At 57.1% G+C, this 15,056-nt stretch carries 12 protein-coding genes; 7 read left to right on the top strand and 5 right to left on the bottom strand.

What is annotated here, in order from left to right; genetic code table 11:
- Positions 1–123 precede the first annotated feature (123 nt).
- Both E1297_RS36100 and E1297_RS36095 read right to left on the bottom strand, forming a co-directional pair.
- On the bottom strand, positions 124–2,307 hold the full coding sequence (locus E1297_RS36100) for an esterase-like activity of phytase family protein (RefSeq protein WP_155146744.1): 2,184 nt from the start codon (positions 2,305–2,307) through the stop codon (positions 124–126).
- Positions 2,308–2,436: 129 nt separating this feature from the next.
- Positions 2,437–3,912, bottom strand: coding sequence for an NAD-dependent succinate-semialdehyde dehydrogenase (locus tag E1297_RS36095; RefSeq protein WP_155146742.1), 1,476 nt, complete (start codon positions 3,910–3,912; stop codon positions 2,437–2,439).
- A 283-nt stretch (positions 3,913–4,195) separates the two neighbouring features.
- Here E1297_RS36095 and E1297_RS36090 point away from each other — a divergent pair, with 283 nt between their 5' ends.
- The 7 genes from E1297_RS36090 (at position 4,196) to E1297_RS36060 (ending at position 11,431) form a co-directional block, all read left to right on the top strand.
- A complete protein-coding gene (locus tag E1297_RS36090) occupies positions 4,196–5,275 on the top strand; it encodes a hypothetical protein (RefSeq protein WP_155146740.1) in 1,080 nt (359 codons plus the stop codon).
- A 414-nt stretch (positions 5,276–5,689) separates the two neighbouring features.
- Positions 5,690–6,808, top strand: a complete 1,119-nt coding sequence (locus tag E1297_RS36085) for a hypothetical protein (RefSeq protein ID WP_155146738.1) — start codon at positions 5,690–5,692, stop codon at positions 6,806–6,808.
- Positions 6,809–6,830: 22 nt separating this feature from the next.
- Positions 6,831–8,765 (top strand): ATP-binding protein, encoded by a 1,935-nt coding sequence (locus E1297_RS36080; protein ID WP_155146737.1) that lies wholly within the window; start codon positions 6,831–6,833, stop codon positions 8,763–8,765.
- Positions 8,762–9,112 (top strand): hypothetical protein, encoded by a 351-nt coding sequence (locus E1297_RS36075; protein WP_155146735.1) that lies wholly within the window; start codon positions 8,762–8,764, stop codon positions 9,110–9,112. Before E1297_RS36080 ends, E1297_RS36075 begins: the two co-directional genes overlap by 4 nt.
- A gap of 58 nt (positions 9,113–9,170) precedes the next feature.
- Positions 9,171–10,508 carry a DUF6638 family protein gene (locus E1297_RS36070; protein ID WP_155146733.1) on the top strand — a complete coding sequence of 446 codons (1,338 nt, stop codon included), beginning with the start codon at positions 9,171–9,173 and terminating at the stop codon, positions 10,506–10,508.
- A 1-nt stretch (position 10,509) separates the two neighbouring features.
- Positions 10,510–10,776 (top strand): hypothetical protein, encoded by a 267-nt coding sequence (locus E1297_RS36065; RefSeq protein WP_155146731.1) that lies wholly within the window; start codon positions 10,510–10,512, stop codon positions 10,774–10,776.
- A gap of 10 nt (positions 10,777–10,786) precedes the next feature.
- Complete coding sequence (locus E1297_RS36060; RefSeq protein ID WP_155146729.1) at positions 10,787–11,431, top strand: DUF1523 family protein; 645 nt, start codon at positions 10,787–10,789, stop codon at positions 11,429–11,431.
- Between the two features lie 64 nt (positions 11,432–11,495).
- Here E1297_RS36060 and E1297_RS36055 read toward each other — a convergent pair whose 3' ends face one another.
- The 3 genes from E1297_RS36055 to flgK are packed head-to-tail and all read right to left on the bottom strand — an operon-like array spanning position 11,496 to position 15,048.
- Positions 11,496–12,590 carry a flagellar basal body P-ring protein FlgI gene (locus tag E1297_RS36055; protein ID WP_155146727.1) on the bottom strand — a complete coding sequence of 365 codons (1,095 nt, stop codon included), beginning with the start codon at positions 12,588–12,590 and terminating at the stop codon, positions 11,496–11,498.
- Positions 12,587–13,594, bottom strand: a complete 1,008-nt coding sequence (locus tag E1297_RS36050; protein WP_155146725.1) for a flagellin — start codon at positions 13,592–13,594, stop codon at positions 12,587–12,589. Before E1297_RS36050 ends, E1297_RS36055 begins: the two co-directional genes overlap by 4 nt.
- A 2-nt stretch (positions 13,595–13,596) precedes the next feature.
- Positions 13,597–15,048, bottom strand: coding sequence for a flagellar hook-associated protein FlgK (flgK, locus tag E1297_RS36045; protein WP_155146723.1), 1,452 nt, complete (start codon positions 15,046–15,048; stop codon positions 13,597–13,599).
- Positions 15,049–15,056 lie beyond the last annotated feature (8 nt).

Below are 15,056 nucleotides of genomic sequence, written 5' to 3'. Positions count from 1 at the left end.
ATACGGGGTCATGATGTGCCATGCCCGAATCCTCCCGATGAATTTTGCGAAAGGCTCCTGTTTATGGGCATGTAAAAAAGGCGTCAAGCGTGAACACTCGACGCCTTTCAGATGTGTTGTGGATCAGTTTCCGGCGGTCACCGACCCGATGGACCAGAACATCGTCTCGCCCGATGCATCGTCGACGCCGTCATTGTCGGTCATAACGAATGCCTCGCCCGAGGGCAGGATCGCCAGACCTTCGATCTTGTCCAGCACGTAGCCGCCCGTTGAGGTCAGGTCTGGCAGCAGGTCGCGGACCTCTTCCTTGGTGACCACTGGCAGCTCACCACCCAGCGGGGCAGGGGTCATTTCTGACAGCGGGATGCGATAGATCTTTTTGGTCACGGCGCGGTGGTCGTGCTGGTTGTCGCGTTCGATGACATAGACATGGTCACCAAAGGCCACGATCTCCGACAGACCGACCCAGCCCTTCTCCGGATCCGCCTTGGGATAATGCACGGCACCCCATTCCTTGGTGTCCAGATTGTAGGCCACCAGTTTCACATGGTTCTTGGGGTCTTCCTTCCATTCGCGCTGAACGGCCATCCACAGGGTGTTGCCGACCTTGGTGATGCCCTCAAAGCCAAAACGCTTTTCGACGGCCGTCAGTTCCGGCGACAGGCCGATTTCACCCTTGCGGTCTTTGATCAGGCCATCGGCCGAGACATGGTAGATCGCGTGCGGGATGACGCGATCGGTGCGGCCTTCGGAAGCGACGTAGAAGCCCCCCTTGCCATCCAGCGTGATGCCCTCAAGGTCCAGCTTTTGCGCGGGATTGCCGTCCTGACGGTGAATGCGGATCACGTCCACGATGCGGGCCGGTTGCTGGCTGGGGTCGATCTTGAAGATCGACGGCTGGAAGCCGTAGAAGCTGTCATTGACCGCATAGATCATGCCGTCCTCATCCGCGACCAGACCTGACAGAGCACCCCATCCGATCAGCTCATCCGCGCCTTCCGAGGTCAAATGCGGATAGTTGGCGGGGGCGTCCTGATACTCAAAAATCGAGACATGCGCACGCGGGCCTCCATCTTCGATCAGGTCTTTTTCGTTTGCCGAGACCAGCAGGTTGCGCTCGGGGATGGCAACATAACCTTCCGGCCCAACGCCTGAAGGCAGCAGCTGTTTCAGAACCGGGTTGGCCGGATCGGTTGCGTCATACACACCCACGACCGAAGCGCGTTCGGCGCCCACAAAGATCATCGGCGTACCCCCAAAGGTGGCAGCGGTCACGCTTTCAGGCTCTACGCCCTTAGCGTCCGAGCGTTTGTCGGGGTAGTGGCCGATCTGGATTATCGCTTTCTCGAAATCGGTGCCGTTTTCGTAAACAACGGTGCCGTCCTTGTGGAAAATCGTCCAACCGCGCGAGCCGCCTTTGTAGTCGCCTTCGTTGGCGGTGGCGAAGTGGTTGTCGTCGATCCATTTCACTGCGTCCGGCTCGCGCAGACGGCCTGGCTGGCTTTCGGTGAAGATCAGCGCGCCGCGCTCATCCGTGGCGTCGATGCCTTCCAGATCAACCGCGCCGGCCGAGAAATGGCTGACCACGTTGCCATCTTTATCGACAACCGCGATGTGGTTGTTTTCCTGCAAGGTGATGACGGTTTCACCCAGGCCGTTGATGTCAACGAATTCCGGCTCGGGATCGGTGGGTGCAACTTCGGCCAGACCGGTTAGCATGGCCATCTTCATGCCAGCGCAATCCAGCGCACCGTCTTTCAGCGGCACCAGCGCCAGCGATCCGGCGGGCAATTGTGGGATGATGCCGTCATTCAGGTCTTCGTCGCGCTCGTTCTCGATCGCAACAGCAATAAAGCTGCTATCGGGGGCGATGGCGACGCTGTCGGGCTGACCGCCCAGATCACAAGCGCCGGTTTCGGCCTTACCAGCGATATCGACCGAGATCAGCTTTCCCGAAGGGGCTGTATAGCTTTTCGATGTGTTCACGCCGACAAACGCCGTTGCACCAACGATCCCAACCGAGGTTGGTTCGCCGCCCACCTCCATCGCGCCCAGAGGCGCCGGTTTCGCAGGGTCGGTGATGTCGACCATGCCGATTACACCCAACGGGCTGTCGGTGTAGACCAGCGTCATACCGTCCGCGGTTGCCGCGATGATCTCGGGTGAGGTCTCACGTTCGGTATCAGCTCCCTCAGCCATGTTTTTGACGACGGGGAAAGACGCAATTCGGTTGAAGTTCATTTCTGCCGCAGCCTGACCGGCGGTCAGGGCAAGGGCAGATGTCAGGCAGACAAAGCGCAACGACATCGGGTGGTATCCTCTCTCACTTGGATGAGAGGGGGATGAACGCGGGTCATTGCAGGGATGTGACGGTTTGTTTGCAGTTTTGTGACAAACCGAATGGCCCCGGCGCGTTTACGCCGGGGCCTTGTTGGATCAGACCGACAGGCAGACGTATTTCATCTCAAGATAGTCTTCCATGCCGTGATGGCTGCCTTCGCGACCCAGGCCGGACTGTTTGACGCCGCCAAACGGGCCAAGCTCGGTCGAGATGATGCCGGTGTTCACACCGACGATGCCGTATTCCAGCGCCTCGGCCACCTTGTAGACGCGGCTCAGATCTTTGGCATAGAAGTATGAGGCCAGACCGAAGATCGTGTCATTGGCCATGGCGATCACGTCGTCTTCGTCTTCGAACTTGAACAGCGGTGCCAGCGGGCCAAAGGTCTCGTCCTGCGCAACCATCATGTCCTGAGTTACACCGGTCACGATCGTCGGCTGGAAGAAAGTACCGCCCAGATCATGTGGCAGACCGCCGGTCAGAACCGCGCCGCCCTTGTCGGTGACGTCCTTTATGTGTTCCTCGACCTTGGCGACCGCTTCTTCGTTGATCAGCGGACCGGTGGTTGTGCCCTCGGCCAGACCGTCGCCGATTTTCAACGCTTCAACAGCGGCTTTCAGCTTGGCTGCAAATTCATCGTAAACGCCGGCCTGCACGTAGATGCGGTTAGCGCAGACGCAGGTCTGGCCGTTATTGCGGAACTTGCACATCATCGCGCCTTCGACGGCTGCATCCAGATCAGCATCGTCAAACACGATGAACGGCGCGTTGCCGCCCAGCTCCATCGAGCATTTCATGACCTGATCGGCGGCCTGTTTCAGCAGGATGCGGCCCACTTCGGTCGAGCCGGTAAAGGTCAGTTTACGCACGCCGGGGTTTTCGCAGAATTCCTTGCCAATTTCGCTGGCGCTGGAGGATGGCAGTACGTTGAACACGCCCGCTGGGATGCCAGCCTGTTCCGCCAGAACACCCATTACAAGTGCGGACAACGGAGTTTCCTTGGCCGGGCGCGCAACAAAGGCGCAGCCAGCCGCCAGCGCCGGGGCGGCCTTGCGGGTAATCATCGCATTGGGGAAGTTCCACGGCGTGATCGAAGCTGCAACTCCGATCGGCTGTTTCAAAACCATGATCCGCTTGTCGCGCTGATGGCCGGGGATCGTCTCGCCGTAGACCCGCTTGGCCTCTTCGCCGAAAAACTCGATGAACGAGGCACCATAGCCGATCTCTCCAACGGCTTCGGCCAACGGTTTGCCCTGCTCGGCAGTCAGGATTTTGCCCAGATCTTCGGCGTTCTCCATCATCAGGTCATACCAACGGCGCAGGATCACGGCGCGTTCCTTGCCAGTCAACTTGGCCCATTCTTTTTGCGCCGCTTCGGCCTGTGCGATTGCGCCCGCAACCTGCGCGCGGCTCAGATCTGCGACTTCGGCGATGACGTCTCCGCGTGCCGGATTGGTGACGGCAAAGGTGCCATTGTCTCCGTCAACCCATTGACCACCGACATAGGCTTTGGTCACCAGCAAGTCGGGGTTTTTCAGAATAGATTTCAGGTCGGTTGTTGCGTCCAGCATGGGTCAGCCTCCGGCATCTGTTGATTTGTGGGCACACAAACAGGTGGCACAGGTCTTGTCTATGGCCATTCTGGGCGTTGGATCAATCCAGATTTGATCAAATTATCTTTCTATCTATGCGGCGGCAGGCGCTAAGCACGAAATCCAATCTCTCGGTTCTTCTTGCCTATCTTTTTTGATGCGTTTTTGCCAAAGTCCCTTTGATTTGGAGGCCCAAGGGGATGTAAATGATCATAACATTCCCTATCTTATTGGGTACATAAGAAAAATAGGGATAGGACAGATGTCGAACCAGCAATTCGAAGCGTTGATTCAGGAAACTCAGGCCAAAGTGCGGGAGTCGCAATCGCAGATCGAAGGGCTGACCTCACGTATCGAAGCGGCACGCTCCAAGATCGGTACCGCCGAAGCAGATATCGACATCGAAAATGCCACGCTGGAAGACGTGCATGCCCATACTGAGGTGATGAATGCCAATATCGCCGAGCTGATCATGGGTTTGGACGACGTCACCAGCGCCTTTTCCAAGGATTTTGACGAGATGCGTTCGAAATCGGGGTGGGAGACGTTTGTCGGCTTCTTCTCCAAGGGCAAATCCGAGTCGATGCGGCAGGAGCGCATGCGCACGGCCAATATCGACGACAAGCTTCAGGACCTGATCGCCAAATCCGATGTGATCGTGAAGCTACTCGAAGGACAGTTGGCAGTTCTGGAGGAGCAACGCGTCAAGGTTGAGGAAAACCTGACCGTCACGCTGGACGACCGCGAGGCCACAGTGGCCGAGCTGGAAGCCTTGCGGGCCGAGATTCAGGGTATGGATCCGACGATCATCACTTTGGAGAACAAGATCAGCGTGGAACAGGACGCCGCCGCGCGTACTCAACTGGAGACCGAACTGGCTGAGTTGAACAAGCAATACAACGCCAAGGTTCAGGAAGAGCAGGTCAAACTGGCCAAATCCCAAACGCTGGAGCGTTATATCGAAAAGGGCAAGACCTGGGTCGACTCGCTACAGAACCAGGCGGCGACGCAAATGGTGCTAATCAACAAGCTGCAGACAGACACGCAGCAGCGCGTCGTGCTGTATGATGCCCTGACCAAATCGCTGAAAACCGCACAGCAGCAGGACGTGGCCCACCGCATCAACGAGATCGGCGTGAAGACGGACCAAGAGGCGCAAACCGCCATGGCCGCCATCGGCACCGCAACCAACCAGAAAATGGCCGACATGCTTGAGGCACATGAGGACCACATGGTCTTTGCCCGCGACGTGCTGGAGAAAAAGGCCAAGGCAGATGAACGCTTTGCCCGCCGGTTTGCCTCGATTGTCGAGAAGCATGATAAGAATTTGTATGGGGGTTAAGGTTGTTGCGGTACACAACGCGAGAACTACTCAACACGATACCGCTCGTGCTTCTATCCGTTTTCATGGGCACCTTTGTCATCGGGTTGATGTCCGGGAAACCTGATCTGAGTGCGGTGTCAGTTTGGGCTTTTGTGGCTGTTTATTTGTACGTTTCTCTGTTTCTTAAGCCGAAGTGGGGGCCTTACGTCGAGCCGGAACATCAGATGAGCTTGTTGGAAGCCATAGGTTCTAAGCTACTTTGGCGTCAAATAAGGAACAGGTGGATACTTCCGTTTTTGGGGATGCTGTTCGGTAGCTCTTTGTTTTTTTCTATGGGTTTGCCGTGGAGCGGCGTGATTGGGCTCTACTGCCTCGTCTTTATCGGTGCTCTAGAAGACTGTAGAATGAGAATTGAGCACCCAGTAGCACCTAATGACTGACCCCACCCAAGACCATGTTGGCCTGACCGACACTTTCGCCTCGCGCCGTTATTTCCGTAAATTCGAGGTGATCACTGTCCACCTCCTGCGCGTGGCCGCGACGATGGAGGCCGAGGGCGCGATCAGCAAGCAAGAGGTGCGGATCGTGTCGCGCTACCTCTCGGGGCTGCTCTACACCTTTCGCGCGCTCAGCATGAAATACCTGTTGGTCGGGCGCGATACCGGGCGGTTCTTTGGCAGCCTCGCCATGGACAAGCGTGACAGCGGATTTCCGGTGGCGGCTGAGTTGCTGACCATGGCCAATGACGCACAGCAGGCGCAAGTGCATCTGGCGAACATGCCCTCGGAAGACGATCTGAAAACCGACATGGTGCGCACCATCATTAGCGACCGGGAAATCCCCACCAAGCTGCAATTTGCGCTGTCCCAGCGGCTCTATTACGAGGAATTGCTAAAGGGTGAGTTGTTTTGGGCCCGCAACGACCCCGAGTGTCACTGGATCGGGAATGAGGGAGACCGGCGCAAGTTTCTGATCCACTGGGCGGTTTATGACAGCCAGATCAACCTGCCGGTCATTTACCTGATGCAGCTTGAGGACAGCGGTAAAACCGCCCTGCCCAAGGACCAACGTCGCTGGCCCGAGGTGCAGGCGCATCTGATGGCGCAGTCTCTGGGCGGGTTGAAACTGGTGACCATCGCCAAAGGCTTCGATCAGGATTTTGACGACCTGCACCCCAAGCACCTGCGCCGCATCCATGTGGGTCCGATGTATTCCTCGGCCTATACTGAGCAATCCGGCCCCCTGCGGCAGGTGTTGGAAGACGCGCAAGCGCCCGAGGGGCAGGACTGGGCGCTGGCCTGGACCACCGAGGAACTGGAAAGCGAAGAGGTGATCGAAGAGCGCGCCGGGTGGTTCTCGACCGTTGAGCGCGAGGTGTTTGCGTTGGACCCGTTCGGCGGGCAAGGGGCTGAAACCGGCGCCACCCGTACCCAGCGGTCGATCATCCTGCCCCAGCGCCCGTTTCAGGTGCTGGCCGAACGCAACCCGCCGGGTTTTGCCGACGTACGCAAGTTCGTCGTCAGCAAGACCGGACAGGTGTTGAGATATTGAAGACAGCAAAGGCGATTTTGAAATGAGTTTGACGTCAGATCAGATGGAATTGCGCGAAGACGACATTCGCAAGCATTATCCCGCAGCGACCGCCTTGCTGAATGGGTTCGAACATGCACCGCGGATTGCCAAGGCGGTTGAGGTCGCCGTTGAACGGTCTCCGGGGGTTTCGACCGGGCGACGGTTTCGTTCCACCACGCCGGGGTTGGTGACACGCCGTACCGCGCGGGCGGATGGGGTGCATCTGGTTGAGAGGATCGAGGCCTCGGACGATGGCGATGCATTGGTCTCGCCGCCGCAGGCCACGACGCAGCAGGCTATTCGGCGGGCTATTGCCATTGCTCTGGCCGTAGCCGAGGCATATGCGGAGCAAACCCCACTGGCCGATCTGAAACGTGCTAACCTTGCAGGTGATCTACCTGCTGCGCGCAAGACCGAGTTTTCGGAACTGCTAACGGCTGAGGCTCTGATCACCTCTCACACGTTCGGCAACGCACTGGCCTATCTGATGTCCTCGCATCTGGGCGAAACCACCGTCGATATTGGCGAAATCGAAGAGATTCTGACCGACAATGGCCAACTCGCCCTGCATGGCGCTTTGTGGGAGCTGGACCAAACGCTGGCAAAACACGCCCCCGACGATGCCCACCTGATTGCGGCCACCAGCGCCTATGCCGAGCAATTGATGGAGAAAGCCGCCCTGCGCGCCCAATCCGCGGGTCATCTGGCCCCGTTCCAGAACGCCGCCTGGCATATCGAGGCCGACGATCTGACGATCCGAGGGTTCGAGCCGGCATCGAAGGCGAAATCCACCACGCTGACCATGACATTCAAGAAACCGAACGAGGTGGTCGGCAACCACATCGCCAAGTATCAGGCCATGAAGCTGGCCAAGATGCTGATGGCCTATGACTTCGACCGCCGCCTGAACCCGTTTGCGGAACTTGGCGGGTTCATCTTTACGTTCATGGGTGACGGCAAACCGGGCACCGGCAAGACCACCCTGATCCAGATGATGGCCGGGCTGATCAACGACTATTGCCAGAACGCGGGCTATCCGTTTCGCTATCAGAACCTGAGCACCGACAACATCGACAGCTATCAGGGCAAGTCGGGCCAGAACGCCAAGGCTTTTATCAACACGATCATCGACCCCTCAGTCATCGGGTTCGGCACCATCGACGACATCGACCAACTGGCGGGCAAACGCGGCGACCGGCAGTCCTCGGCCGGGCAACTGGAAATCACCGCCGTGTTGATGGAGAGCTTTGCCGGCGCTAACACCGTCGTGCGCGGCAACTGCACCTTTGGCATGTTCTCGAACTACCCCGAGAACGTGGACGACGCCCTGCGCCAGCGCGCGGGCGCGCGATTTCTGGTGGACGGGCCGCAAACGCGCGAGGATTACATTGACATCCTGCACCTGCTGATGGGCCGCAACCACGACATCCCCTTGGGCGAGCACGAAGCCTATGCCGCGCAAGAGATCAAAAAGGCCGTCGCCGCCAGTTTCGAAAGCCACTCCCGCCCGCATGAGGATGCTCTGCTGCAGGTCTATGACCGGGTGTCTGGCGATATCGGTCAGATGGATACGATCGCCAAGCTGGGCACTTATCTCAAGGCGATCCAACAGGCGGATGAGCGCTTCACCGGCCGCGCGATCAAGAACATCACCGACGCGGTCAAGGTCCGCGCGATGGATTTCGAACTGCCCGACGAGTGGATGGAAAACCCCGACCTGTTCCTGTTCCGCGACTACGACACCAAGAAGGCGATGATTGAGGACCTGCGCCAGCCGATCACGGTGGAAATGGTGGTTCAGGAGATCAACCGCTACGCCGACAGCGAGTTCCGCTATGCCGACAAGAGCGACGAGGTCGCCATCGAAAACGCCGTCCGCGAGATGGGCCGGATGGAAGAGGCCAAGCGGCGGTATCTGGAGGGGAAGGGAGAATGATGCTCCTTTTGTTTAGCTTGGCGGCAATAGCCTCCGTTTTGATCGGTTGGCGCCATGGCACGCCAATCGAGGCCACCGAGGAAGCGGGATTTTATCCTGAGAAGAACCACCGACTATTTGATGCTTTGTTGTGTTCTTTTGTGGTTAGCATGTTCGTTGTTCCTGCAATAGTTATTGGGTTACACCACGTTTTCGGTGGTGGAGATTTCTTTGAAGCAGCCGGGAAAACAATTCTCGTACAGTTTTTTTTATTTATCATTAACCCCGGATGGCTGTTGTTGCTCGCACCCTTTTCTTTGCTTCCTTGCGTGCTTTCCTTCGGATTGCGCAGAATCTGGGAGCCTTAGAGATGGCATTTTTAGACCGACAACGTCTGCGATCTAGCAAATGGATCGGTGACGTCTCATGATCCGCCTCATCGAAAAAGGCCTGATGTTTGGCAACCTCGTCCACATCTCCAGCCCGGCTCTGATCGAGCGGTATAACCGCGCGTTGCAGCATCTGGCGGGCAAGACCACGGCGCTGACGGATTTCCATGTGGATATCTCGGGCTATTCGCCGGAGGTTGGGATTGAGCTGGAGGATGAGCTCTACCTCAATCCCAACGGGGTCAACCGGCAGTTCATCCTGCTGACGACCGAGCAAAAACGCGCGCCTTTGCTGAACGTGAAATTCTCGACCTCGCGCGATATCCTGCGCGAATTCATCGAGATGAACGAGGCGCAGCTGTTTGCCCTCACCGCCACCGATGCGGTGGCCGGAGAGCTGGTGAACTCGGTTTTCAAACTCACCACACCGCGCGACCTGCTGAACCTGCGCAAGATCGAGATTGAGGCCGACACTGTCGGCGGCACCCTGCGTAAGGCCGAGCAACTGGCAGGGATGGTCGAACGGTTCAAAACCAAAGAGGATGCCTGGTTCGACGATGTGCTGATCGCGAAAATGATCGAGACAGCCAAGGAAACCGGCGACGTTACTCGCAACCCTGTTCGCCTGCATCACACCGCATTCGAGCAACGCAACTTTTGGACGGCGCATTTCGGTAGCTTGTACCTTTTCCCGGATCTGGATCACCCGGCGGCGATTTGCATGGGCGAAAAGCCCGACGATATGCCGATCAAATATGTCTTTGACCCGTCGCAGCGAAACCAGATAGCCAAATTCCTCAACTACAACGATCTTGTCGAACCCATCGTCAAGGCACGCGGCGTGGATGCCGCCGCGATCCTGCAACAGAAGATGGATTTCCTGACGATCGATGCTGCAGCAAACGCGGACGTGGATCTGACCGGACTTGACCGCAGTGATATGCGCCGTCTGGCCCGCAATCACGCGGATCGCCTGCCAGAAGCCTATCACGGGTTGGCGCAAATGCTGCGCTGGGCAACGGATGGTGGGCCATGGCCGCGCATTACATCCGATCACCCGGCCTATTTTTATACCTTGCGCGCCGCCAATACCCCACACCGCGATCTGGTAAACATGCTGCTGGCCGAGTTGGCCCCGTTGGACCCCCGCCAGTTGTTCATCTGCCACAAGCCCTTGTTCTACAGTACTTACGCCACGTGGCCCGAAACCAAAAAAGCCTTTGTTGCTGACTTCCTTGCACGCGAGTATCAGGTGGACAAAGCCGGTGCGCGCGACGCACTATTTGGTCATGAGCCCGATATGAGCGGCCAAGACCGCGCAAGCGAGGCCGTCATTGCCCGTGTCGGGCCTTGGGGTGCGATAAGGAAGGGTTGAGATGTTCGGAGCAATGCGCCTGTTTCTGATCTTGCTGGTGGTTCAGACGATTGCCTATTTCGCCCTGTCATTCTATTCGCGCGGAGTTCGGCGGCGCAAGCTGGAAACATGGTGGGATGAAAAGGGCAAAACAGGCGACAAGGACGCTTTTGTTGAACGGGGGTTGCATGTGTATGACAACTCGTTCCGGCGCAAACTGATCCTGGGTGTCTATATCGTGCCTTGGGTGGCGATTGGCGCGCTGATCTATATCGTGAATTACATGTGAGGGTTACGGCATGGCCTATGTGAAATGGGCGTTCATCATCATTTTCTGGGGTACGATAGCGGTGATACTGCAGTATTCGCTGCCGCAGCACGATATCGTGCGGATCGTGAATACCTACGAAGAGCGCCAGGACCTCAACGACTGGACCCGGATATTTTGGTCCGAACCTGAGGATCAGTCGACCAGCCTGTCGAACCGGGATGTTCAATTCATCCAGGCGGTCCGTGCTAACGGGAAACCCATCGTTTATCGCAATGAAGACACCGGCTGGGGCTGGCCGCCCTATTTCAAGTTCGATACTGCGAACCTTTACACCGAAGCCAATGATGCGAAATCGACCAAGGACAATCCGGACTGGGTGGTTGTCACGCATTACGGCTGGCGCAATGAGTTCATGTCGATCTTTCCCAACGCTGTGTTCATCAAACATGTCGACGGCCCCGATGTGCGGATAATACCTTGGTTCAACATCATTTTCCTGACCATTTTTGCTGCAGTTGTCTGGGCGATTTGGGTGCGCTGGCGCCGGTTTCGACAAGCGAAAATCGATCCGATGCTGGAGAGTGTCGAGGATGGGTTCTATGCCGCTGGTGACGCGATTGAAGAGAAACGCGGCAGGTTCCGTCGTTGGCTGGATAGTTGGAAGTCGAGGTAAGGTGACCACAAAGGCCTTTTAAGATGACGCAAACAAGGCGCCGCGCGACAGAGCGGCGCCGAGGTCATCTGACAATGAACTCGGCATGAAGTGCGCCTGCGGCCTTGATCGTTTTGAGTATGTCGATCATGTCCCGAGGTGAAACGCCCAGAGCGTTCAGGCCCGCGACAACTTCTGACAAGGTCGTCGCCTCCGGAATTTCCGCAAGGCCGGTCCCTTCATCTTCTTCTATGTCAGCGAATGTTCTGGGGACCACGACGGTTTCGCCTCTGGCAAAGGGGTTAGGCTGGACTGCGATTGGCGCTTCCTCGACTCTCAGAGTCAGGTTGCCCTGAGAGACGGCAACGCGAGAAATACGGACTTCCTGCCCCATAACAATGGTGCCGGATCTCTGATCAACCACAACCCGCGCTTTGGATTCAGGTTGGACGAGAATATTCTCGACGCGCCCGATAGCATGTGCTGTCGATAGCGCCTGGGTGGCGGCGATGTTCAACTCAACTGTGCCCGAATCCCGCATTATGGCCACGGAGCGATTAAACTCGGTATTGATTGCGGTTTCGATGCGCCCGGCCGTTGTGAAATCAGGCTCCCGTAGGGCTAGCCGCAACTGGGTCAGTGCGGACAATTCAAAGTCGATTTCTCGTTCAACCCGTGCACCAGAAGGAATGACCCCGGATGTCGGGACACCGCGCACAACTGTGGCTGCTTCACCCTCGGCCACAGCTCCGCCTGCCAGAACTGTACCCTGGGCCACCGCATAAATTTGCCCGTCCGCCGCGTTGAGTGGGGTCATGATGAGCGTGCCACCCAGCAAACTTTTGGAGTCTCCGATCGCTGAAACCGTCACATCAATCTGGCCGCCGACCCGCGAAAAAGGCGGCAGGCTGGCTGTCACCAAAACGGCGGCGACATTTTTGGGGCGAAAATCCTCACCGTTCACATTGACGCCCAGACGCTCCAGAATGTTGGACATGATCTCTTCGGTAAATGGCGAATTGCGCAAGCCATCACCGGTTCCGTTCAGCCCGACGACAAGGCCATAACCCACCAGATCGTTGCCGCGAACACCATCGAACTCCACAAGATCCTTGAGCCGGATCGCGCCAGCGCTGGCGATGCCCGGGATCATAACCAGAAGAAAAACAAGGATTCTCATCTCAGGAAGTTCACCAGTGACAGGTTCGCATTGCGAACAGTTACGGAATACAGGCTTTCCAGTTGAAACTGCACTGTTTTCAGCTTGGATGCAGTTTCGTAGGGGTCCGCCGCGATCAAAGCGTTTCGCGCGTATTCCATGCTGGATTTTGCGGCTGAATTGCGTGTTGCAGCCTGTTCTATTCGCGCCTCGGATGCTCCGACCTGCGCACGTAGCTTGATGGTCTCATCTTTGGTGTTGGCCAGTTCGACGCCCAGTTCTTTAAATAGCACCGTCCTTTGATCAGGCGTCAGGCCAAGGGCGCTATCCGTTGCCAATGCGGCAACCGCGACATCACGCAGGGCAGATCGGAGCGCAGGGTCATTTGCGGTTATCGGGACCGAGATGTTTTCATTCTCGGCAATTTCCATTGGCGCAAGTGCCTTGTCCGATCCCTGATAGATCACGGCCTCGAACCCGGTTGGGTCATTAAACCAATCTCTGGCTGCGTTGCGGATATCTGTTGGGGTGGTCAGACCGGTCAATTCGGCCTTCAATGCCGTCAGCAAAGTTTCAGCGGATGCCAGAGGTGAAACATCGGTCGCTGTTCCCGAATACAGGCTACGCCCGCCCGCCCGCGTGTTTAGCGCGGAAATCATCGTGTCCAGCTCATTGCGTGCCTGAACCGAAGCCTGATCGTGTGTGACGGCCTGATTTGCTGTTCCAAAGGAAAGCAGTGACGTGGATAAATTGCTGATCGAACTGTTGAAGGTTTCGAGACTCAATTGCATCGCATCCGTAAACAAACGCGCCTCGCTCGTGACAACTGAATAAGCGTTTAGCTGCGACAGCTTGTGATCCAGATCCAGTAGGTGAGAATAATCTCCGTCGAGCCGGCCAGAGACATCCTGCACCTTGCCGGTGGACATCTCATACGACAGCGTTTCAATCTGTGATTTGATTTCGGTGCTCCGCGTCCGCAGGGTCAGGCCGCGTGCGAGGTCACCAATAGAGGTCAGGGTCATGATCAAAGCCTCAGCAAAGTGTCCATCAGTTCGTCAACAACCGAAATGATCCGGGCATTTGCGGCGTAGACTTTTTCGATCTGCATCATCCGCTGTAGTTCCGCATCGCTGTCCACGCCCTGCTCGGCAACGAGCTTCTCCATCTCTAGTTGTGCACTGGCGGCAAATACCCTTCGCTCATATGCGGTATGCGCATTTGTCCCTGCTTTCGACAGCAGTGCCTCGGTGATTTCTGCCGCGCGCATGTCACCGGTCCCGAAAACTGCTCCTGAGACCGGGCGAGCATTGGTGAGAGCCGCGCGAAAGGCTTTGATTTGGGCTGCGTCACCCGGTTCTCCGGGTGCTGCTGCACCCAATCCAGTGCGAAGTTTCCAGCTATCGCCGTCCGCATCCGGATTCACAACAGTGTTCAAACCGATACGAGAGGCCAGGCCGGCTGGAGCGGTTGGATCGAACCGGTTGCCTTCATCCGTGAAAAGACCGGGATCTGTTGCGGTGGCCGTCGGATCCAGGCCCGCGGTTTCATACCGCTCGATAAGGTCACGCGCGACGATGTCGAGGTTCGTCTGAGCTTCAACAGCAAGCTCATCCCGGATTTCAAACTGAGCCATCAAGGCGCCGCCGCGTATCTGCGCAGAACTCCCACTGGTTCTGACAGGTTGCCCATTGGCCTCAAGGCCGGACAGCAGACCGTTCCCGATGGTCATGTGGGGTTTTGTTTCACCGGTGGTCGAAAAGGAAAACTCTACCGCCTGCCCTTCGAGCAGGATCAACCCGCCATCGGCATAAAGTGAGACGCGATCGTTTTCTCGTTCAACAACGTTGACCGGTACAAGATCGTTGACCTGACTGATCAGTTCCTGCCTCTGATCCAGCAGGGCACCTATGTCACCTCCTGAATTGCGTATCGACGGAATACGTGCATTCAGCGCCTCGATGTCTTTTAAGGTGGTGTTCAGTGTTTGAACCTGTTTGCCGATCGTTCTGTCTGCGTCTGACCTCATCTGTCGCAACCCTTCGGAGGCAGAATTCAGCTTGGCAGCCAGATCTCGAGCACTGCGCGCTGCCTGATCAAGCCGCTCAACTGATTCCGGAAGACTGGCGGCTGTGGTCAGGCTGCTTTCGAATTTTGCAAGGCGGGACGCGAGAGACGCGGCATCATCAGCGGTTCCAACAAGTTTCTCAAAGCGATTGTGAAAATCCGAGGTCGCAGAATTGGCAGCCAGTTCTGCATCAGCGGTTCGGAGATTGGCCATCAAAACCGGATTCTGATGTCGGGTCACGCCAACGACCCTTACCCCATTTCCGGAAATCGGGCTGGTTGCCAGTTCCAGCGATCTGCGGGCGTATCCCGGTGTCAGTGCATTGGCGATGTTTCCGGAAACGACTGCCGCGCCCCGGCTGGCCGCAGTCAGACCACCTAACGCGTTGTTCAGGGCCGTTGACATGCTCATGGAACAAT

This window comes from Roseibium sp. RKSG952, assembly GCF_009711355.1.
Note: the sequence above shows the minus strand (reverse complement) of the source record. Positions and strands in the feature narration are given on the sequence as shown.